The organism is Pseudomonas koreensis (assembly GCF_012986595.1).
GTDB lineage: Bacteria > Pseudomonadota > Gammaproteobacteria > Pseudomonadales > Pseudomonadaceae > Aquipseudomonas > Aquipseudomonas koreensis.
Genome location: NZ_JAAQYM010000004.1, coordinates 89,910 through 110,792 on the forward strand (window position 1 = coordinate 89,910; position 20,883 = coordinate 110,792).

General features: G+C 60.5%; 22 protein-coding genes. 2 read left to right on the forward strand and 20 right to left on the reverse strand.

Annotation, left to right across the window (positions count from 1 at the left end):
• Positions 1 to 208: 208 nt before the first annotated feature.
• The 8 genes from HBN98_RS13530 to HBN98_RS13565 form a co-directional block, all read right to left on the reverse strand.
• Positions 209 to 892, reverse strand: coding sequence for a sulfite exporter TauE/SafE family protein (locus HBN98_RS13530; protein ID WP_083366464.1), 684 nt, complete (start codon positions 890 to 892; stop codon positions 209 to 211).
• Complete coding sequence (ccoS, locus tag HBN98_RS13535; RefSeq protein WP_025110359.1) at positions 885 to 1,097, reverse strand: cbb3-type cytochrome oxidase assembly protein CcoS; 213 nt, start codon at positions 1,095 to 1,097, stop codon at positions 885 to 887. Before ccoS ends, HBN98_RS13530 begins: the two co-directional genes overlap by 8 nt.
• Positions 1,098 to 1,119: 22 nt before the next feature.
• A complete protein-coding gene (locus tag HBN98_RS13540; RefSeq protein ID WP_083366463.1) occupies positions 1,120 to 3,570 on the reverse strand; it encodes a heavy metal translocating P-type ATPase in 2,451 nt (816 codons plus the stop codon).
• A 163-nt stretch (positions 3,571 to 3,733) separates the two neighbouring features.
• Positions 3,734 to 4,273, reverse strand: a complete 540-nt coding sequence (locus tag HBN98_RS13545; RefSeq protein ID WP_064586793.1) for a FixH family protein — start codon at positions 4,271 to 4,273, stop codon at positions 3,734 to 3,736.
• Between the two features lie 11 nt (positions 4,274 to 4,284).
• Complete coding sequence (ccoG, locus tag HBN98_RS13550; protein WP_064586794.1) at positions 4,285 to 5,700, reverse strand: cytochrome c oxidase accessory protein CcoG; 1,416 nt, start codon at positions 5,698 to 5,700, stop codon at positions 4,285 to 4,287.
• 222 nt (positions 5,701 to 5,922) lie between these two features.
• Positions 5,923 to 6,333, reverse strand: coding sequence for a type II toxin-antitoxin system VapC family toxin (locus tag HBN98_RS13555; RefSeq protein ID WP_083366462.1), 411 nt, complete (start codon positions 6,331 to 6,333; stop codon positions 5,923 to 5,925).
• Positions 6,333 to 6,587, reverse strand: a complete 255-nt coding sequence (locus HBN98_RS13560) for a type II toxin-antitoxin system Phd/YefM family antitoxin (protein WP_064589972.1) — start codon at positions 6,585 to 6,587, stop codon at positions 6,333 to 6,335. The genes HBN98_RS13555 and HBN98_RS13560 overlap by 1 nt, the downstream gene beginning before the upstream one ends.
• A gap of 173 nt (positions 6,588 to 6,760) precedes the next feature.
• Complete coding sequence (locus HBN98_RS13565) at positions 6,761 to 6,961, reverse strand: hypothetical protein (RefSeq protein ID WP_064586796.1); 201 nt, start codon at positions 6,959 to 6,961, stop codon at positions 6,761 to 6,763.
• Positions 6,962 to 7,213: 252 nt separating this feature from the next.
• On the opposite strand from HBN98_RS13565, the gene HBN98_RS13570 reads away from it, so the two are divergent.
• Positions 7,214 to 8,218, forward strand: a complete 1,005-nt coding sequence (locus HBN98_RS13570) for a metallophosphoesterase family protein (protein ID WP_083366461.1) — start codon at positions 7,214 to 7,216, stop codon at positions 8,216 to 8,218.
• Between the two features lie 55 nt (positions 8,219 to 8,273).
• On the opposite strand, the gene ccoP (HBN98_RS13575) is transcribed toward HBN98_RS13570, so the two are convergent.
• From ccoP (HBN98_RS13575) to ccoN (HBN98_RS13610), 8 genes are all read right to left on the reverse strand, one after another.
• Positions 8,274 to 9,257 carry a cytochrome-c oxidase, cbb3-type subunit III gene (ccoP, locus tag HBN98_RS13575; protein WP_064586798.1) on the reverse strand — a complete coding sequence of 328 codons (984 nt, stop codon included), beginning with the start codon at positions 9,255 to 9,257 and terminating at the stop codon, positions 8,274 to 8,276.
• Entirely contained in the window at positions 9,254 to 9,439 is a 186-nt protein-coding gene (locus tag HBN98_RS13580) for a CcoQ/FixQ family Cbb3-type cytochrome c oxidase assembly chaperone (RefSeq protein WP_003175465.1), read from the reverse strand. Before HBN98_RS13580 ends, ccoP (HBN98_RS13575) begins: the two co-directional genes overlap by 4 nt.
• Before the next feature lie 6 nt (positions 9,440 to 9,445).
• On the reverse strand, positions 9,446 to 10,054 hold the full coding sequence (ccoO, locus tag HBN98_RS13585; protein ID WP_064116879.1) for a cytochrome-c oxidase, cbb3-type subunit II: 609 nt from the start codon (positions 10,052 to 10,054) through the stop codon (positions 9,446 to 9,448).
• The gene (gene ccoN / locus HBN98_RS13590) at positions 10,054 to 11,496 is read right to left on the reverse strand and encodes a cytochrome-c oxidase, cbb3-type subunit I (protein ID WP_083366460.1); all 1,443 of its coding nucleotides are present in this window, start codon (positions 11,494 to 11,496) and stop codon (positions 10,054 to 10,056) included. The genes ccoO (HBN98_RS13585) and ccoN (HBN98_RS13590) overlap by 1 nt, the downstream gene beginning before the upstream one ends.
• Positions 11,497 to 11,977: 481 nt before the next feature.
• Positions 11,978 to 12,931: a cytochrome-c oxidase, cbb3-type subunit III gene (gene ccoP / locus HBN98_RS13595; RefSeq protein WP_064586800.1), complete on the reverse strand. Its 954-nt coding sequence runs from the start codon at positions 12,929 to 12,931 to the stop codon at positions 11,978 to 11,980.
• Positions 12,928 to 13,140 (reverse strand): cbb3-type cytochrome oxidase subunit 3, encoded by a 213-nt coding sequence (locus HBN98_RS13600; protein WP_083366459.1) that lies wholly within the window; start codon positions 13,138 to 13,140, stop codon positions 12,928 to 12,930. The genes ccoP (HBN98_RS13595) and HBN98_RS13600 overlap by 4 nt, the downstream gene beginning before the upstream one ends.
• A gap of 3 nt (positions 13,141 to 13,143) precedes the next feature.
• Positions 13,144 to 13,752 (reverse strand): cytochrome-c oxidase, cbb3-type subunit II, encoded by a 609-nt coding sequence (gene ccoO / locus HBN98_RS13605; RefSeq protein WP_003223389.1) that lies wholly within the window; start codon positions 13,750 to 13,752, stop codon positions 13,144 to 13,146.
• Positions 13,753 to 13,762: 10 nt separating this feature from the next.
• Positions 13,763 to 15,187, reverse strand: a complete 1,425-nt coding sequence (gene ccoN, locus HBN98_RS13610; RefSeq protein WP_083366458.1) for a cytochrome-c oxidase, cbb3-type subunit I — start codon at positions 15,185 to 15,187, stop codon at positions 13,763 to 13,765.
• 86 nt (positions 15,188 to 15,273) lie between these two features.
• Between ccoN (HBN98_RS13610) and HBN98_RS13615 the strand changes: the two genes are divergently transcribed.
• Positions 15,274 to 15,951 (forward strand): alpha/beta family hydrolase, encoded by a 678-nt coding sequence (locus HBN98_RS13615; RefSeq protein ID WP_083366457.1) that lies wholly within the window; start codon positions 15,274 to 15,276, stop codon positions 15,949 to 15,951.
• Between the two features lie 839 nt (positions 15,952 to 16,790).
• Here HBN98_RS13615 and HBN98_RS13620 read toward each other — a convergent pair.
• From HBN98_RS13620 to inhA, 4 genes are all read right to left on the reverse strand, one after another.
• The gene (locus HBN98_RS13620; protein WP_229755002.1) at positions 16,791 to 17,258 is read right to left on the reverse strand and encodes a hypothetical protein; all 468 of its coding nucleotides are present in this window, start codon (positions 17,256 to 17,258) and stop codon (positions 16,791 to 16,793) included.
• A 231-nt stretch (positions 17,259 to 17,489) separates the two neighbouring features.
• Positions 17,490 to 19,055 carry a methyl-accepting chemotaxis protein gene (locus HBN98_RS13625; protein ID WP_064586804.1) on the reverse strand — a complete coding sequence of 522 codons (1,566 nt, stop codon included), beginning with the start codon at positions 19,053 to 19,055 and terminating at the stop codon, positions 17,490 to 17,492.
• A 102-nt stretch (positions 19,056 to 19,157) separates the two neighbouring features.
• On the reverse strand, positions 19,158 to 19,949 hold the full coding sequence (locus tag HBN98_RS13630; RefSeq protein ID WP_083366456.1) for a CPBP family intramembrane glutamic endopeptidase: 792 nt from the start codon (positions 19,947 to 19,949) through the stop codon (positions 19,158 to 19,160).
• A gap of 230 nt (positions 19,950 to 20,179) precedes the next feature.
• Complete coding sequence (gene inhA / locus HBN98_RS13635) at positions 20,180 to 20,866, reverse strand: isonitrile hydratase (protein WP_083366455.1); 687 nt, start codon at positions 20,864 to 20,866, stop codon at positions 20,180 to 20,182.
• Positions 20,867 to 20,883: the final 17 nt, after the last annotated feature.

The window sequence follows — 20,883 nt, forward strand, 5'->3', positions numbered from 1 at the left end:
TTCCCCCGGATAGGCTGGCAGTGTGGCGAGTCTATCGGGGAGCGGCGACGGGGCTCTTGATTTGCATCAACGGCGGATTGGTAGTCACTGCTTTGTGGTGAGGGAGCTTGCTCCCGCTGGACTGCGCAGCAGGCCCAATGCTTTTGATGGCAAAAGCGAGGGGCGCTCCGCACCCCAGCGGGAGCAAGCTCCCTCGCCACAGTGTTAATCAGTGGCCCATCAGCCAATGCTGATGCGGGCCGGGCAATGTCCAGATCCCGAAGAGAATCACCAGTAAACCACCGGCCATGCGCACGCTGCGTTTGCGCAAAATGGCAGTGACACGTTCCGCCGCAAGCCCCGTGGCGAGCAGCACCGGCCATGTCCCGAGGCCGAAAGCGAGCATCAACAACGCGCTGTCCAGCGCATTGCCCTGACTCGCCGACCACAGCAGCGTGCTGTAAACCAGTCCGCACGGCAGCCAGCCCCACAGCGCGCCGAGCAGCAACGCACGGGGCAGTGTCGACACTGGCAGCAAGCGGTTGGCCAGCGGCTGAATGTAGCGCCACACGCCGCGTCCCAGGCTTTCGATGCGGGTCAGCCCGCTCCACCAGCCGGCCAGATACAGGCCCATGGCGATCAGCAGCAACCCGGCGAGGATGCGCATGAACATCGCCGCCGGACTGTTCGCCACCGCCCAGCCGGCCAGGCCGATCAGCAGGCCGGCCGTGGCGTAACTGAGGATGCGTCCGAGGTTGTACGCCAGCAGCAGGCGAAAGCGCCGACTGCGCTGTTCCTTGGGGATCGCCAGGGTCAGCGCGCCCATCAGGCCGCCGCACATCCCCAGGCAGTGACCGCCGCCGAGCAGGCCGAGGATCAGCGCTGAAACCAGCAGGGGAGCCAGCTCAAGCATGGGGGGGCGCCTTGTCCTGCGGTTTGTCGGACTTGGCTTCGTCCACGGCGGCGGTGTGGTTCGGGTCCTGATCATCGAACAGGATGCTGTGGGCCGGGCCATCGAGGTCGTCGTACTGACCGCTGTCCACCGCCCAGAAGAAGATGTACACGGCGATGGCCACGATCAGCAGGGCCGCGGGGATCATCACGTAAAGAGCTGGCATCGGTACTCCAGGCCCGCGCGGTTCAAGCCGGCAACGGGCGGGTTTCTGAGCGGGGGGCGGCGACCGGCGCACTCGGCAGGCGAGTCAGGCGCAGGGCATTGAGCACCACGGTCAACGAACTGATCGACATGCCGACCGCGGCCCACACCGGGGTGATCCAGCCGAGGGCGGCGAACGGCAACATGAGGCCATTGTACAGCGCCGCCCACAGCAGGTTCTCGATGATTACCCGGCGGGTGCGCCGCGCCAGCGTGAATGCCTGCACCAACGCGTCGAGGCGGTTGGACAGCAGCACTGCATCGGCACTGGTCTTCGCCAGATCGGTGGCCGACCCCATGGCGACGCTGATATCGGCGGCGGCCAGCACCGGTACATCGTTGACGCCGTCACCGAGCATCAGCACCTTGCGTCCCTGGGCGTGCAGGTGTTGTAACACTTGCAGCTTGTCATCCGGGCGCAAGCCGCCACGGGCCTCGTCGATGCCCAGTTCAGCGGCGACGCTGGCGACCATCGGCGAGCTGTCGCCGGACAGCAGCAAGGTGCGCCAGCCCCGGGCCTTGCACGCGGCAAGCAGCGCGGGCGCATCGTCGCGCAGGCGGTCGTCGAGAGCGAACCACGCCAGCGGCCCCTGATCACTGCCGAGCAGCAGCCATTGCCCCGCTTCATTCGGCATCGTCGGCACAGGTGTGCCGCTGAGGTCGCAGACGAAGGCTGCCTGACCAATGCGCAAGCGCTGCGTATCGACCAGGCCTTCGAGGCCGAGTCCCGGCGTGCTGTGGACGTCTTCGGCGGCCAGTGGTGCACGGCCGAAGGCACGGGCAATCGGGTGTTCCGAGCGGTTTTCCAAGGCAGCGGCGAGGCTCAGGCATTGATCGCTGTTCAGCGTCGCCAGCGGGCGAATCGAACGCAGCACCAGCCGCCCTTCGGTGAGGGTGCCGGTCTTGTCGAAAATCACCGTGTCGATCTGGTTCAGGCCTTCCAGCACATGGCCGCGGGTCAGCAGCAGGCCAAGTTTGTGCAAGGTGCCGGTGGCGGCGGTCAACGCCGTTGGGGTCGCCAGCGACAGCGCGCAGGGGCAGGTCGCGACCAGCATCGCCAGAACGATCCAGAACGCCCGCGATGAATCCAGCTCCCACCACAACAGGCCGATGGCCGCCGCGGCAATCAGCGACAACAGCAAGAACCATTGCGCCGCCCGGTCGGCGATTTCCGCCAGCCGGGGTTTCTCCGCCTGGGCGCGATCAAGCAGGCGGACGATGGCCGACAGCCGCGTGTCCTGACCCAGCGCCAGCACTTCGACGGTCAATGCACCTTCGACATTCAACGTGCCAGCGGTCACGGCGTCACCGCTCATGCGCGGTTGCGGCAGGTATTCGCCGGTCAGCAGCGATTCGTCGATGCTCGACTGGCCGTCGAGGATCTTGCCATCCGCCGGCAGGATCGAACCCGGCTGCACCAGCACCCGGTCGCCGAGGCGCAACTCAGTGAGCAGAATGCGTTCGCTCTGGCCGTCGGCGTCGAGGCGCAGGCACGAGGCCGGCAGCAGATTGACCAGCTGCGCCGTCGCGGCGGCGGTGCGTTCGCGGGCGCGGCGCTCCAGATATCGCCCGGCGAGCAGGAACAGCGCAAACATGCCGACCGCGTCGAAATACAGCTCGCCGACCCCGGTGATCGAGGTCCAGATCCCGGCAATGTAAGCGCTGCCAATGGCCAGCGACACCGAGACGTCCATGGTCAGGTGGCGGGTGCGCAAGTCGCGCATCGCGCCTTTGAAGAACGGCGCGCAGCTGTAGAACACGATCGGTGTGGTCAGGAACAGCGCGACCCAGCGCAGGATCGTGTGCAGCTCGGGGCTGAGGTCGATGTTGAATTCCGGCCAGGTCGCCATGGTCGCCATCATTGCCTGGAACCACAGCAGCCCGGCGACGCCGAGTTGGCGCAGGGCCAGACGGTTTTCGCTGGCCAGTTGTTCGCTGGCGCGGTCGGCCTGATACGGGTGGGCGGCGTAACCGATGTGGCGCAGTTCGGCGAGGATCTGGCTCAGCGGCAATTGCGCATCGGCCCAACGCACGTGCAGTCGATGGTTGGACAGATTCAGGCGCGCTTCGGCGACTGCCGGCAAGGTGCGCAGGTGCTTCTCGATCAGCCAGCCGCAGGCGGCGCAACTGATGCCTTCCATCAACAGGGTGGTTTCGGCGAGTTCGCCTTCGTGCCGGACGAAGGGTTGTTGCACGTCGGCGCGGTCGTACAGCGCCAGTTCATCGGTCAGTTGCACCGGCAGCGCTTCGGGGTTGGCCGAGGCTTCGCTGCGGTGTTGGTAATAGCTTTCCAGACCACCGGCGACGATGGCTTCGGCCACAGCCTTACAGCCGGGGCAGCAGAACTCGCGGGCCTCCCCGAGCACGACGGCGGTGAAGCGGCTGCCCGACGGAACGGGCAGGGCGCAGTGGTAGCAGGGGAGTGGGGTGGTCATTTGTGATGCCGTGCAAATCTAGTGTGGCGAGGGAGCTTGCTCCCGTTCGGCTGCGAAGCAGTCGTAGGGCAGCCATTCATTCTGCCTGAATGAACCGGGAAGCTGGTTACAGGGGCGCTTTGCACCCCAACGGGAGCAAGCTCCCTCGCCACCGTGCAGATTGTTATTTATCCAGGTCTTCGGCGCCCTGCAGCGGTTCGTCACCGAGCAGCAGATCCTTGTCATGGCTGACCTGTTCCTCTTCGAACATGCGCCACACGTGGTCATCCTGGCTGCCCAGCAGTTCGACAAAACGCCGGCCTTCGACCTTGTCGCCCAATTGGCCGATGTAGCGGCCGGTTTCGGTTTCGCTGCGGGTCAGGACGATCTTGCGATCCTTCTCCGGCTGGGTCGGCGAGATCAGGTTCAACTCCAGCGTTTTCGGCTGGCTGTCGCCGCTCAGGCGCAGGTCGACTTCGCCGGTCACGTCGTCCAGATGCACGTTGGCGCGCATCTTCAGTTCCTGCGCCAGCAGTTCGCGATCCAGTGAGCGGTTGATGCCCTTGCCGGCCTCGTAGTAGTTGTCGTTGACCAGGTTGTCCGGGTTGTTCACCGCAATGGTCACCATCGACAGGGTCAGGGTCACCGAACAGGCCAGAATCCCGATGATGATCCATGGCCAAAGGTGCTTGTACCAAGGGCTTGCGGCGTTTGCGGCGGGCATGTTCAGTTCTCTCAACGGGTTTGTGGGCCGATGAATCGGCTCTTGGCTTCAACGTGGACGCTGTCGTCGTCAGCATCCTTGAGGATGAATTTCACCTCGTTGGTGCTCGACGGCAATTGTTCCGGTGCGCTCGACAACTCCACCGGCATGCTGAAGATCTCACCGGCCGGGACCTTGATCTCGCGTTTGCCCTGCAGACGCAGGTCAGGCAAACCGGCAGCTTCCAGCACATAAGTGTGGTCGCGCTGATCCTTGTTCATGATCTTCAGGCTGTAGACGTTTTCGATCCGGCCCTCGGCGTTCTCGCGATACAGCACGCGGTCCTTGCTGACGTCGAAACCAACCAGCGAGCGCATGAAGAACGCGGTGACCAGCAGGCTGATCATCGCCAGCAGCACCACGGCATAGCCGATCAGGCGCGGCCGCAGTTTATGGGTTTTCTGGCCCGACAGGTTGTGTTCGGTGGTGTAGCTGATCAGCCCGCGCGGGTAATCCATCTTGTCCATGATCGCATCGCAGGCATCGATGCACGCGGCGCAGCCGATGCACTCGATCTGCAGGCCGTCGCGGATGTCGATGCCGGTCGGGCAGACCTGGACGCACATGGTGCAATCGATGCAATCGCCCAGGCCCATGGCCTTGTAATCAACGCCTTTCTTGCGCGGGCCACGGCTTTCACCGCGACGCGGGTCGTAGGAAACGATCAGGGTGTCCTTGTCGAACATCACGCTCTGGAAGCGAGCGTACGGGCACATGTAGATGCACACCTGTTCGCGCAGCCAGCCGGCGTTGCCGTAGGTGGCGAGGGTGAAGAAACCGACCCAGAAGTACGACCAGCCATCGGCCTGACCGGTGAAGAACTCGAACACCAGTTCGCGGATTGGCGAGAAGTAGCCGACAAAGGTCATGCCGGTGACGAAACCGATCAGCAGCCACAGCGCATGCTTGGCGGCTTTGCGCAGCAACTTGTTGCCGCTCATTGGCGCCTTGTCGAGCTTGATGCGCTGGTTGCGGTCGCCTTCGGTGACCTTTTCGCACCACATGAAAATCCACGTCCACACACTTTGCGGACAGGTATAGCCGCACCACACGCGACCCGCGTAAACAGTGATGAAGAACAGACCGAACGCGGCAATGATCAGCAGGCCGGACAGCAGAATGAAGTCTTGCGGCCAGAACGTGGCGCCAAAGATGAAGAACTTGCGCTCCGGCAAGTTCCACCACACGGCCTGATGGCCGCCCCAATTGAGCCAGACCGTACCGAAATACAACAGGAACAGCGCGGCGCCGCCGAGCATCCGCAGATTACGGAACAGACCGGTGAAAGCACGGGTGTAGATTTTTTCTCGAGAGGCGTAAAGATCGACGCTGTTGTTCGCGTTTTTACTCGGTGGTGTGACGTCGTGTACCGGAATCTGGTTGCTCATCATTGCATCCCACGGCAGTGGAAAAATGCCTCGGTCGATACGTGCCGACCGCGGTCAGAAAGAGGTGGTGCAGTGGCGCAATGATACGCCTGTCGCTCTGACTCAAGGGTGCGACCTTTGGTCGCGTTGGGGAAAAAGCATTATTGGTGTAGCGAATGCAGCAAAGCCTGATGCAGATCAATTGACTTGTTGAGTATGGACAGTTTTGGCGCGGTCGCTCGTTCAATGTTCCCACGGGTTGATCAGTGCGACGCCGCTCGACTGGAAGTCACCGACATTGCGGGTGACCACCGTGAGCCCGTGTACCAAGGCCGTGGCGGCGATCAACGCATCGCTTTCATTGGCCTGGTCAGGCACATGCAGGCTGGCGCAGCGCAGGGCCACCGCGGCATCGACCGGCAGGATTCGTGTTTCGAAGGCCGGCATGACGTGACGCGTCAGCCAGCGGCGCAGCAGCTTTCCTTGCGCAGGATCCCGCCGTTCCATTCGCAGCACTCCGGTTTCCAGTTCTTTCAAGGTAATGGCCGAGATGTACAAGCGCGGCGCGATGACGCCTTTGGCCCAACTGACGACATTGGCATCGGCTTGCGGCTTGCGAAGTTCGGAGATCACATTAGTGTCGAGTAAATACATCAGGACAGATCCACGGGACGGTGAATGATGACTGCTCGCTCGGTTTCGAATTCGATGTCGGCAGTTTCCGGCATGACCAGCAAATCGACGATGCTGGCGGTTGCACCGCTCAGTTTCTGATACTCCTCAATGCTCAACAGTACGTGAGAGGCCTTGCCACGGTCGGTGATGATCACTGGACCCAGGCGCGCAGCCTTTTTGGCGCTGCTGGTGTCCTGATTGAATTCACGGCTGGAGATGGTGGTGATTGCCATCATGGTTGACCTCTCGCAATACAGATGTAGCAACGTTACTACTTCGCCTTGGGTGCGGCAATCGAGGAAGACAGGACCCAGCCGTCCGCTGGTCGGTTCATGGCTGGCACCAGGCGAGCCGACCTCGCTGAAAGCGCAGGCCGGCTCGGGTTTATTCGGAACGGTCTTCAAGCTCAGGGAAGTCTGCCGCCGCCCAGGCTATCGAGGCTGCCGGTATTTCGGTGGGGTTTTGTACTGCCTTTGGCGTCGGGTTGCAGCCGTTTGCGCGTTGCCAGGACAGCGGAGTCCGCGGGGGCTTTCGATGATGGGTTTGCGTCATCGGCTTCGGTGAGGTCGTGCTCCACCGGAAGACGGGTTTTGTCGTCATTCAACATAGCGGCTTCATCCTTGAAGTGGCTCCGATGCGGGTCATCGGGGTGTGGAAGACCCTACAGAGCCGGCTGAATCGAGTCCATCAGGCATGTGTCTCAAAGTATTAATTTCAATACCGTTGTCCATGTTATGGAAATATTATTAGTTAATTAACTGGTTTTAAATTTTCATTGTTTTCGAATAACTTGCTGGCTGTTCTGCAGCGTATTAGTTGCATGTTCATGTGTTGATAATTAACTAAATAATGGATTGTTATGAAGATCAAGGAAGTTAAAAAGCTTTTCGCTTGTCTGTGCCTGTTATCGCTGAGCTCTTTTGCCTGGGCCATTGAAGGTGTGCCGCAGCACATGGTATTTGCCTCGGACCCGCAATACCCGTGGACCGAGAAATCCGACAGTGGCGAAGATGAATCGAGCGCGGACTTCGAAAAGCGCTCGAAATGGCTGGTGGAAAGCCAATTCGCGAGCATTGCGCAGTTCCGCAACGAAATGGGCGGGCAGGCCGCCGTGCCGCTGATGATCAATGGCGACATGACCGCGTTTGGCCATGGCTGGCAGCGTTCGTTTGTCCGGACGATGCTGAAGAAACACTTTGGTGATTACTATCTCTACGGGTTGGGTAATCATGATTACCAGAACAACGTGAATGACTGTTTCAGTGAAAGCTGTGCGGCGGGCAGTATTGTCGATTACCGTGATCATCACGTTGATAAAGTCGATGAGTTCGATCTTGAAGTCACCGGCAGCTTCTTGAGCAAGCACTATCTTGGCAGTCTTGCGTATTCAAAAAATATCGGTGAAGTACATCTGGTACAGCTGAACAATGAACCCACCTATCAGGTGAAAATCTCCCACGCCTTGAATCCGACTTCATTCGATATCAGGCAGTCGCTGGACTGGCTGGAGAAAGATTTGCGACTGGCGCGGGCGCAGGGCTACGCGATCATTATCAATATGCACAAACCCTATGACTGGGCAGGCAGTTGGGATCAGGAAAAACGCTTTCGCGAAATGATTGAGACGTATCAGGTGACGGCGATTTTTGCCGGCCATTTCCACGCCGAGGGGGGCAGCAAGACGAATGTGGGGAGCGTGCCGATGTTTCTGAGCGGCGCGGCGTCCCAGCAGACCTACCTGACCGCCAGTTTTTCCAGGGACCGCAAGCAACTGGAGGTGAGTCTGGTCGAGGCTAATGAGTGGCGCAAACGTACACCGGTTGCCACGGTTCCGGTGAAGTCGATCTGGGCCAATCGCCCATAAAAAAGCCCCCGTCAGATCACTGGCGGGGGCTTTTTTCCTGCGTCAGGCGAGGGCTTTACTGGGCCTCGGCTTCCGCGGGTTTGTCACCGTGGGACAGGCTGTACACGTAAGCCGCCAGCAGGTGCACCTTGTCGTTGCCTTGCAGTTGTTCCTGCGCAGGCATCTGGCCCTGACGGCCGTAACGGATGGTCTGCTGCAGTTGCGCGAAGCTCGAACCGTAGATGAACGCCGCCGGGTGGGTCAGGTTGGGTGCGCCCATCGCCGGGGTGCCTTTGCCTTCCGGACCGTGGCAGGCCACGCAGTTGGCGGCGAACAGTTTCTGGCCGTTGGCCGGATCAGCCTTGGTGCCTTCCGGCAATTTGCGGCCATCAAGCTGGGTGACCACGAAGGCCGCCACATCGGCTACGCCTTGCTCGCCGATCACTTCGGCCCAGGCCGGCATCACCGCGTGACGACCGCCCATGATGGTGGTCTTGATGGTTTCCGGTTCGCCGCCCCAGCGCCAGTCGGCGTCGGTCAGGTTCGGGAAGCCGTAGGCGCCCTTGGCGTCGGAACCGTGGCACACCGAGCAGTTGGAGGCGAACAGGCGGCCACCCATCTTCAGTGCTTGCGGATCCTTGGCAACTTCTTCGATTGGCATCGCCGCGAACTTGGCGAAGATCGGACCGAACTTGGCGTCCGAGCGGGCCATTTCCTTTTCCCATTCGTGCACGCCGGTCCAGCCGGTCTTGCCGTTGGCGAACGCGGTCTGCTTGTCGTTATCGAGGTAGTTGTAGCCCGGCAGCAGACCTTTCCAGTTGCCCAGGCCCGGGTACAGCACCAGGTAGCCCAGGGCGAACACGATGGTGCCGACGAACAGCATGAACCACCATTTCGGCAGTGGGTTGTCGTACTCCTCGATCCCGTCGAAGGAGTGGCCGACCGTTTCGTCCGTCTGTTCGCTGCGCTGGCCCTTGCGGGTCGACAGCAGCAGCCAGGTCAGGGCGAAGATCGTACCGAGACTGAGGACTGTGACGTACAGACTCCAGAATGTAGTCATTCTTTGTTACTCCTAGAAGCTTGCTCGACGTGCTTGATGGCTTCGGGATCATCCGCAAAAGGCAGCAAGGTCGCGTCTTCGAACTCCGACTTGCGCTTGGGGCTGAACACCCACAGCGCCAGACCGATGAAGGCCACCATCACAACGACGGTGCCCAGGCCACGAATCATCCCGATATCCATTAAGAATCACCGTTTGCTTTTGATGATGGTGCCCAGGCCTTGCAGATAGGCCACCAGCGCGTCCATTTCGGTTTTGCCCTTTACGGCATCTTTGGCACCGGCGATGTCTTCGTCGGTGTAAGGGACGCCGAGCGTGCGCAACACTTCCATCTTCTTGGCCGTGTCTTTGCCGTCGAGCTTGTTTTCCACGAGGAACGGGTAAGCCGGCATTTTCGACTCAGGCACTACGTTGCGCGGGTTGTACAAGTGCGCACGGTGCCAGTCATCGGAGTAACGACCGCCAACCCGGGCCAGGTCCGGACCGGTACGTTTGGAACCCCACAGGAACGGGTGGTCCCAGACGCTTTCACCGGCCACCGAGTAGTGGCCGTAGCGTTCGGTTTCGGCGCGGAACGGGCGGATCATCTGCGAGTGGCAGCCGACACAACCGTTGGCGATGTAAACGTCGCGGCCTTCCAGTTCCAGCGCCGAGCGCGGCTTCATGCCTTCGACCGGCTTGTTGGTGACGTCCTGGAAAAACAGCGGAACGATCTGGGTCAGGCCGCCAACGCTGACGGCAATGACCATGAAGAAGGCCAGCAGGCCAATGTTCTTCTCGACAGCTTCATGCTTCATCAGTGAGCTCCAACGACAGCGATCTGGGCGGCGGCTTCGGCTTCAGCCGGGTTCGAGGCGCGCACGGTGCGCCAGACGTTGTAAGCCATCAACAGCATGCCGCTGGCGAAGAATGCACCGCCCAGGGCACGGACGATGTAGCCCGGGTGGCTGGCCTGCAGCGCTTCGACGAACGAGTAGGTGAGGGTGCCGTCATCGTTGATTGCACGCCACATCAGGCCCTGGGTGATGCCGTTGACCCACATCGAGGCGATGTACAGCACGGTACCGATGGTCGCGAGCCAGAAGTGCGCGTTGATCAGGCCGGTGCTGTGCATCTGCGCACGACCGAACAGTTTCGGGATCATGTGGTAGATCGCGCCGATCGAGATCATCGCCACCCAGCCCAATGCGCCGGCGTGTACGTGGCCGATGGTCCAGTCGGTGTAGTGCGAGAGCGAGTTGACGGTCTTGATCGCCATCATCGGACCTTCGAAGGTCGACATGCCGTAGAACGCCAGGGAGACCACGAGGAAGCGCAGGATCGGGTCGGTACGCAGCTTATGCCACGCTCCCGAGAGGGTCATCATGCCGTTGATCATGCCGCCCCAGCTCGGTGCCAGGAGGATGATCGACATCGCCATGCCCAGCGATTGCGCCCAGTCCGGCAGGGCGGTGTAGTGCAGGTGGTGCGGGCCGGCCCAGATGTACAGGGTGATCAGCGCCCAGAAGTGCACGATCGACAGGCGATAGGAGTAGATCGGACGTTCGGCCTGTTTCGGCACGAAGTAGTACATCATCCCGAGGAAGCCGGTGGTGAGGAAGAAGCCCACGGCGTTGTGGCCGTACCACCACTGGATCATCGCGTCGGTCGCACCGGCATAGGCCGAGTAGGACTTGAAGAAGCTGACCGGCAAGGATGCGTGGTTGACGATGTGCAGCATCGCGGTCACGACGATGAACGCGCCGTAGAACCAGTTACCGACGTAGATGTGCTTGGTCTTGCGCTTGGTGATGGTGCCGAAGAACACCAGCCCGTAGGAGATCCAGACAATGGCCAGCAGAATGGCGAGCGGCCATTCCAGTTCGGCGTATTCCTTGGTGGTGGTGTAACCCAGCGGCAAGGTGATGATTGCGCCGACGATGACGGCTTGCCAGCCCCAGAAGGTGAAGGCGGCGAGGCTGTCGGAGATCAGTCGCGTCTGGCAGGTTCGCTGCACGACATAGTAGGAAGTGGCAAACAGTGCACAACCACCGAAGGCGAAAATCACCAGGTTTGTGTGCAACGGGCGCAGGCGTCCAAAGCTCGTCCACGGCAGACCGAAGTTCAACTCCGGCCAGACCAGTTGCGAGGCAATGAAGACACCGAGCCCCATGCCAAGGATCCCCCAGACCACCGTCATGATGGCGAACTGGCGGACTACCTTATAGTTATAAGCAGTCGGACTGATTGCTGTGCTCATTCTAAGGTTCCACGGTTTAGGTGTTTTATTAGGATTAAAATCGGCCGCAAGTATGCAGAGAGCAGGGGGTCATTGCAACGCGCCATGACCTGGGTCAATGCTTTCCAACGCTGATTCTGCGGCCTTTCCATACGCCGCGTAAGGACAAAATTGGCCTCGGACAAAATGTCGCAGCGGACGAAAAAAGCGAGGGGTTCAGGTCAGTTGTAACTGGGTATGTTCGAACGCAGTGATCGGGTGACGGACGGTCATTGGCGCGATAGCCGGTATCCACCGGGCTTTGCGCCCTGTCAGTCAGGCGATTTGTCGAACACATCGCTCAAGGTCGACCTGGAACCGGCACGGGCCAGTCCGCATCGAGCAAGCGTAGACCCGAATCGGGGGATTCGAAAGGAGAGGGTGCGAAGGGGTGCGACAATGCGTCGCAAAGGGGCTGGATGCTGCCGCACCGAGAACGGTGCGGCAAAGGTGTAGGCAATGCTTACTGTTTATTGTCTTCAGTAATCAGTTTTTCTGTATTCAATCCGTGCGACAGGCTGTACACATAAGCGGCCAGCAATTGCACTTTATCGTTGCCCAGCAATTCGCTCTGCGCCGGCATGTGGCCTTGGCGGCCATGGCGGATGGTCTGTTCAAGCTGCGTCAGGCTGGTGCCATAGATAAATCCGGCCGGGTGCGTCAGATTCGGCGCACCCATGGCTTCAGTGCCGTGGCCGGTTGCCCCATGACAGGCTACGCACGTGGTGCTGAACGCTTGCTGTCCGGCTTGCAGGTCCGCCTTGCTGTCGGCGGGCAGCGGCAGGCCGGCCAGTTCGTGACGCACATACGCCGCGACGTTCTTCACCCCGGCTTCACCGAGCACTTCGCCCCAGGCCGGCATCGCCGCCATCCGCCCACCCATGATGGTGGTCTTGATGGTATTGGCGTCGCCGCCCCAGCGCCAGTCGCTGTCGGCCAGGTTAGGGAAACCGAACGCGCCCTTGGCGTCGGAGCCGTGGCACACCGAGCAGTTGGAGGCGAACAGTCGGCCACCCATTTTCAGTGCCTGCGGATCCTTCGCCACTTCTTCCACCGGCATGGCGGCGAACTTGGCGAAGATCGGCCCGAATTTGGCGTCAGCCTTGTTCATCTCCTTTTCCCACTCGTGGACGCCGGTCCAGCCGTCCTCGTAGCCGGGCAGGACACCTTTCCAGTTGCCCAGGCCCGGATACAGGATCAGATAGCCCACCGAGAACACCAGCGTGCCGGCGAACAACATGAACCACCATTGTGGCAACGGGTTGTCGTACTCCTCGATGCCGTCGAAGCTGTGGCCCATGGTCTGGTCGACGCTGCCCTTGGTCTCGCCCCGACGCGTGCCGATCAGCAGCCAGGTCAGGCCGATCAGGCTGCCGATGGTCAGTACGCAGATCCACGTACTCCAGAAGGTGGTCATGGCCGGGTACTCCTTGGTTCAGATGCTTGGGTAGTGTCGGGTTGCGGCTCGTCGGCAAACGGCAGCAGGCGCGCTTCGGCGAATTCCGGCGTGCGCTTGCGGTTGAACACCCACAGGGTCAGGCCGATAAAAGCTACAAATACGACCACGGTGCCTAAGCCGCGAATCAGCCCCGCGCTCATTTCGCTTATTCCAAAGAAGATCGGCATGGCTCACCTCTTGCTCTTGATCGCAGTGCCGAGCACTTGCAGGTAGGAGACGAGCGCGTCCATTTCGGTCTTGCCCTTGAGGCTGGCGACCGCGCCGCTGATGTCGTCGTCGGTGTACGGCACGCCGAGGGTGCGCATGGTCTTGAGCTTGGTTTCGGTGTGGCTGCTGTCGACCGCTTGCGTCACCAGCCACGGGTAGGCCGGCATTTTCGATTCCGGCACGACGTTGCGCGGGTTGTACAAGTGCGCGCGGTGCCAGTCATCCGAGTAACGCGCGCCGACCCGGGCCAGGTCCGGACCGGTGCGCTTGGAGCCCCACAGGAACGGGTGATCCCACACGCTTTCACCGGCCACCGAGTAGTGCCCGTAACGTTCGGTTTCGGCGCGGAACGGCCGGATCATCTGCGAGTGGCAGCCGACGCAGCCCTCGCGGATGTAGATGTCGCGGCCTTCCAGTTGCAGCGCGGTGTAGGGCTTCATGCCTTCCACCGGTTTGTTGGTGACGTCCTGGAAGAACAGCGGGACGATCTGGGTCAGGCCACCGATGCTCACGGCGAACACCATGAGCAGCATCAGCAGGCCGACGTTCTTTTCAATCGTTTCGTGTTTCATGGCGGACTCCTCAGGCCATCTGCGCGGCAGCAACGACGTCAGCAGGCTGCGAGGCCCGCACGGTGCGCCAGGTGTTGTAAGCCATCAGGAACATGCCGCTGAGGAAGATCGCCCCACCCACCAGCCGCACGACGAAGCCTGGGTGGCTGGCCACCAGGGTTTCGACGAAGGAGTAGGTCAGCGTGCCGTCCTCGTTCACCGCGCGCCACATCAGGCCTTGAGCGATGCCGTTGACCCACATCGAGGCGATGTACAGCACGGTGCCGATGGTCGCGAGCCAGAAGTGCGCGTTGATCAGGCCGACGCTGTGCATCTGCTCCTTGCCGAAGACTTTCGGGATCATGTGGTACAGCGCGCCAATGGAAATCATCGCCACCCAACCGAGTGCGCCGGCGTGAACGTGGCCGATGGTCCAGTCGGTGTAGTGGGAGAGGGCGTTGACCGTTTTGATCGCCATCATCGGACCTTCGAAGGTCGACATGCCGTAGAACGCCAGCGAGACCACGAGGAAGCGCAGGATCGGGTCGCTGCGCAACTTATGCCAGGCGCCCGAGAGGGTCATCATGCCGTTGATCATGCCGCCCCAGCTCGGTGCCAGCAGAATCAGCGACATCACCATGCCCAGCGACTGTGCCCAGTCCGGCAGCGCGGTGTAGTGCAGGTGGTGCGGACCGGCCCAGATGTACAGGGTGATCAGCGCCCAGAAGTGCACGATCGACAGGCGATACGAATACACCGGACGTTCGGCCTGTTTCGGCACGAAGTAATACATCATCCCGAGGAAACCGGCGGTGAGGAAGAAGCCTACGGCGTTGTGGCCGTACCACCATTGCACCATCGCGTCGGTCGCACCGGCGTACACCGAGTAGGACTTGGTCAGGCTCACCGGCAACTCAAGATTGTTGACGATGTGCAGGATGGCCACGGTGATGATGAACGCGCCGAAAAACCAGTTGCCCACATAAATGTGCTTGGTCTTGCGCTGCATGATCGTGCCGAAGAACACGATGGCGTAGGCGACCCAGACGATGGTGATCAGGATGTCGATCGGCCATTCCAGCTCGGCGTATTCTTTGGAGCTGGTGTAACCCAGTGGCAGGCTGATCGCTGCCAGCAGGATCACCAGTTGCCAGCCCCAGAAGCAGAACGCGGCGATTTTCGGTGCAAACAATTGCGTCTGGCAGGTGCGTTGCACCGAGTAGAACGAACTGGCGAACAGCGCACAGCCACCGAACGCGAAGATCACCGCGTTGGTGTGCAGCGGGCGCAGACGGCCGAAACTGGTCCAGGGCAAATTGAAGTTGAGTTCAGGCCAGACCAATTGGGCCGCGAGAAAAACCCCGAGGCCCATGCCGACGATGCCCCACACCACCGTCATAATGGCGAATTGGCGGACCACCTTGTAGTTGTAGGCGGTACTGATAGAAGTGTTCATGGTTCCCCATCCACGGTTCAGCCGAAGTGAGCGCCAACAGCGCATCCTTCGCCTGGAGTTATAGGCAGACTAAAAGCGAGGCAAGCATGGACAAACAGCACAAGGCCAGTATTGACGGGGATCAATGGGCGCAGTGTGTGCGGGATCGTGGGTGGCTTTGGGATGCCGCATCGGGCGAGGCTTCGGCGACGTTGATCCTGGCGCATGGGGCGGGGGCGCCGATGGATAGCGAGTGGATGAACGATATGGCTGGGCGCCTTGCTGCATTGGGCGTGAGCGTGTTGCGGTTTGAGTTTCCTTATATGGCGCAGCGGCGTATCGACGGCAGCAAACGTCCGCCGAATCCGGCGCCGAAACTGCTTGAGTGCTGGCGCGAAGTGTTCGCTGAAGTGCGACGTCATGTCGCTGGGACTTTGGCCGTCGGTGGTAAGTCCATGGGCGGGCGGATGGCCAGTCTTTTGGCGGACGAGTTGGGGGCTGATGCGCTTGTCTGTCTCGGGTATCCGTTTTATGCGGTTGGGAAACCCGAGAAGCCGCGGGTTGAGCATTTGGCTGGGTTGAAGACGCGGACTTTGATTGTGCAGGGGGAGCGGGATGCGCTTGGCAATCGTGAAGCTGTTGAGGCTTACGATCTATCGCCGAGTATTGAGGTGTTTTGGTTGGCCTCTGGGGATCATGATTTGAAGCCGCTCAAGGTTTCCGGGTTTTCGCATGAGCAGCATTTGGCTAGCGCCGCGCAGAAGGTTGCTTCGTTTTTTCGATGAAATTTGGGTGTATATCCGTTGCTGCGGTCACGGCGGCTTAGGGTTCCGCCCTGACGGCGGGTCACTTTTTCCAGACGCCGAAAAAGTAACCAAAAAGGCTTGCTCCTGCGTTCGGCCCGCTCGCTGGGGCTCGGGGTCCCTTCGCTGCGGGATCAATCCGGGGGCAGCGCCTACGGTTTGCTTCGCTGCACCTCCTCCCGCTGTGTTTGGCTGCGCCAAACGGTCGCTGCGCTCCCACCCCCGGATAAATCCCTCCACTCAGCCTTCCGACGTCGCCCGTGGATCAAGATCAAAAGCGGCAGCCGAGCTAGCGCTCATCCTGTTGAGTGGTGAAAAGCGCAAGCGGTGCGCGTTCTGCCCGATTGTGGGGGGCTGGCTTGCCAGCGATGGCGGCCTGACAGCCGACCAATTTCCAACTGAATGCACCCGATCCAATTGTGGGAGCCAGCCTGCTGGCGATGGCGGCCTGACAGCCAACCAATCCCCAACTGAATCCATCATAACTTCAAAACAACAGAGCAAACCGCGCACATAAACGTAACTCGTGTGCGCACGTTTAAAGTACACGAACCGTTGCGCCATAACGGCTATAACGCCTTGCCCCTTTACCTACGCGTACGCCAGAATCCGCCGGCTTACACGGCTATGTAGCGGGCTGTAGACCCCATCCCCCACGAGCCACCGAAAGTTACAACATCAAGGCCCCGCCCCATTTACCAGGTCGACCCTACGCTGACGATGAAACCCTGCTCGTCGAGGCCGGTGAATCGCCGATAACTGAATAAGGAAGGAAGCTCCCTCCTTATTCGCGATTAGACCCTACCGGGTGTCCGCCCGCTTTAGGAAGGTGTCAGCCTCGTCATGGTGAAAGTCCCCTTGGGGTTCAACCGATAGCCATGACTCTTGAACACTGCTTCGAAACTACCTTCGACAGTGCCAGAAATTGAGTCGTATTTCTTGATATTGAGCCATGCTGAGTCGGCGTTCACGGACTGCAGTCCATCGAATCCTTCCGGCGCGGGGATCCAGTGACTATGGGTGAATGTCAACCCATCGCTGAGCTTATGGATGCCTGGGAAATGCTCGTCGTCGATGTAGGGCAAACTCATAGCGAATGCAAAATAGTTCTTATCCTCGAAGTTTCCTGTCCGGCCGCTGATGACCCAGATCGGCTTACTGTCAAATTCACGTCGATAGAAAAGTGCGAATTGGGCTTTTATCGCTTTGTCTTCGCCGAATCTCCATTCAAAAATGTCATTGGTGGTAACGGCATGTTTGGCGAGAAAAACAGTTTGAGTGGTCATCATTAAACCTGTCTTTGCAAGTTAGAGGAGGTATTCCAACCGACAGCATTCACGGTTTCTCTAGATGACCCTTCGAGCGATCGGGCGTCAACTGTCAGATCTGACAGGTGTGCAGGCAATAAAAAACCCGAAAGCTTTCGCTGTCCGGGTTTTTTGCGGGGAATGATCGGCAAGATCAAAAGAGCAGCCTGCGGTAGCGCCACAGTGGCATGTGCAGGCTGCGATCTTTTGCTTTTAGCGGTTAAACCGCTCCACCAACGAGTACTGCGTATTCGCCGTCTTCGTCAGCTCTTCACTCAGCAACGCCGAGTTATGCGCCTGTTCCGACGTCTGATCCGCCAGTTCCGAAATATTGCTGATGTTGCGGCTGATCTCTTCAGCCACCGCACTTTGCTCTTCGGTCGCCGCAGCGATCTGGGTGGTCATGTCGGTGATGTTGGCCACCGCTTCACTGATCCCGACCAGCGCCTGATCCGCTTCCAGTACCCGCGCCACACCTTCTTCAGCCTGGCGATGCCCGGCTTCCATGGTTTGTACGGCGCTGGAGGCAGTCTGCTGCAGCTTGGCGATCAAGGCATGGATCTGCCCGGTAGATTCGCTGGTGCGTTGCGCCAGTTGGCGCACTTCGTCGGCGACCACGGCAAAGCCACGGCCCATCTCGCCGGCACGTGCAGCTTCGATGGCGGCGTTGAGGGCGAGCAGGTTGGTCTGGTCGGCGATGCCTTTGATCACGTCGACCACGCCGCCGATTTCGTCGCTGTCCTTGGCCAGTTGCGTCACGGTCAGGCCGGTTTCGCCAACCACTACCGACAGACGCTGGATGGCTTCGCGGGTTTCCCCGGCGATGTCGCGACCGCGACCGGTCAGGCGATTAGCTTCCTGTGTGGCGTCAGCGGTGCGTTGCACGTGGCTGGCGACTTCTTGGGTAGTGGCGGCCATCTGGTTGACGGCGGTGGCGACCTGTTCGGTTTCCACGCGCTGACGCTCCAGGCCGGTCGAGCTGCTGTGCGCCAGCGAGTCGGACTGTTTGGCCTGATCGGTCAGGTGCTCGGCGGTGTCCTGCAGACGGGTCAGGCAGGTTTTCAGGCGGGCTTCCTGGCTGAGGATCGACATTTCCAGACGCGCTTGCGCGCCACGGCTGTCGGTGTACATCTGCGCGATCAGCGGGTCGGAGGTGGTCTGTTCGGCCAGGCGCAGCAGGCGCTTGAGCCCGCGTTGCTGCCATTGCAGGCCCATCAGGCCCAGCGGCACCGACAGACCGGCCGCGAGGGCAAAGCCCCAGTGCGAGTTCAGCGTTGCGCCGATCACGAAGCTCAGTTGGCTGACCAGAATGAACGGCAGCCAGTCTTGCAGCACCGGCAGCCATTTGTCGCTGGAAGGGATCGCCGACTTGCCTTGGTTGATGCGTTGGTAGAGCGCTTCGGCACGGCGGATCTGTTCGGCGGTGGGTTTGATCCGCACCGACTCGTAACCGACCACCTGATTGCCTTCAAACACCGGTGTCACATAGGCGTTCACCCAGTAGTGGTCACCGGATTTGCAGCGATTCTTGACAATGCCCATCCATGGCAAGCCTTGTTTCAGTGTGCCCCACATGTGCGAAAACACCGCCGCCGGGACGTCAGGGTGACGGACCAGGTTGTGCGGCGCACGGATCAGCTCTTCACGCGAAAACCCGCTGATTTCGACGAAAGCGTCGTTGCAGTAGGTGATCACGCCCTTGGCGTCGGTTGTGGAAATCAACCGCTGCTGAGCCGGGAAAGTCCGTTCGCGTTGTGTAATGGGCTGGTTGTTACGCATGGTTTTTCAATCCGCAAGGCTTTGAAAGGTTGTCGGCGTTGTCAGGAAATTATTGAAGTTTTTTTTCAGATATAAGTACGGCGTCGCAAAACCGCTCTTGCTTCAACCGGCCAGCATCGGATAGGTGAACAGCGCAAAATGCAGCAGGTTCAGCCCAAAGTGCGTGGCGATTGCCGCCGCCAGCCCGCCATAACGGTAGGCCAGACCATAGCCGACACCTGCCAGACCCGCCAGCAGCACCCAGTGCCATCCCGCGCCCAGATGCGCCAGGGCAAAGATCAGCGACGCCAGCAGCAGGGCCAGGTTTTCACCCTGGGGCAGGTGCTTGAACACGCGAGTCAAGCCGCCCTGTATATAGCCGCGAAACAGGGCTTCCTCGACCAGCGTCACCAGCAGCAGGTTGTTCAGCAGCCACAGCCACGCCTGATCGGGCCACTTCGGCGCCCAGGCAATCATGCCGAACATCAGCGCGCCACCCAGCGCCAGAGTTGCGCTCAGTGCCAGGCCGAGGACGCTGGCGTACACCGTCAGACGCAGAGAGCGTGCCGCGACGATCCATGGGCAGGCCAGCAGCAGCCAGAAGCCGATCAGGGGTTTGTCCAGATTGAGGTACATCGCAAACGGCACGGCGTCGTCGGTGAAGCGCATCCGGGCGATGGCCCGACCGTTGTCGAACCCCGGCAACCAGTGCAGCGCCAGCGACAGGGCGAGGAAGATAAACAGAGCGTGCCCCAGTAACCGCGCCACCGGCACCTGCTGTTGGCGCACGGCGAACCCGGCCACCAACAACAATCCGAGGGAGATCAGCGCGAGCCAGCCGAGTTGGCCAACGCTCAATGCCCATCCATAACCGAGGCTGAGAAGTGCCAGATAGAGCCATGGCAACGCCTTCATCGAAAGTCCTTGTGCAGAATTTTGTGGAAGGGCTTTCTACACGGGTGAGGGCGTTGGGACAAGTAAAGGTGTGGCGGGATGTGGGGACAGCCTACAAACCTGAAGCCAACTCGATCACCTGTAGGAGTGAGCCTGCTCGCGATGAGGTCGTGTCAGTCGAACGATATATAGCTGACACACCGTGATCGCGAGCAGGCTCACTCCTACAGGGTTTTGTATTTGGCGAAGGGTCAGCGTAGGTCGAGCTTCGCCGCTGCGCGTTCGGTAATTGCCGTTCGTGTCTTCAACGATGCCGCGGCACGATCACGAGCCTCATCGACGATCGCGCTCGGTGCTGTCTGCGGGCTCCCCGACTCAAACGGCGGTGCCGGCGCATATTCCAGTTGCAGTTGAATCAACTGCGCCGCCTCGGCCCCCACCAGTTCGGCGGCCAGCACCAAGGCAAAGTCGATCCCCGCGGTAATTCCGCCACCGGTAAACAGATTACCGTCGCGCACCACCCGGTCCTTTACTGCAATCGCGCCGAGTTTCGGCAGCAGTTCGTGATAGGCCCAGTGGGTGGTGGCGCGTTTGCCTTTTAGCAGTCCCGCAGCGCCCAGCACCAAGGAGCCGGTGCACACCGACGTCACGTACTTGGCCTGCGCCGCCTGACGCTGGATGAACCCCAGTGTCTGTTCATCTTCCATCAAAGGCCCGACCCCGGCGCCGCCGGGCACGCAGATCACATCCAGATCCGGGCAGTCGTCGAAGGTGGTGGTCGGTTTCAGCAGCAGGCCGGTGCTGGCGGTGACCGGCACCAGGTCCTTCCAGATCAGGTGCACCTGCACGTCCGGCAGCGAGGCCAGCACGTCGTAAGGACCGGTCAGGTCCAGTTGCTGCACCTGTGGAAACAACAGAAAACCGATCTGCAACGTCATGGGGGATTTCTCCATTT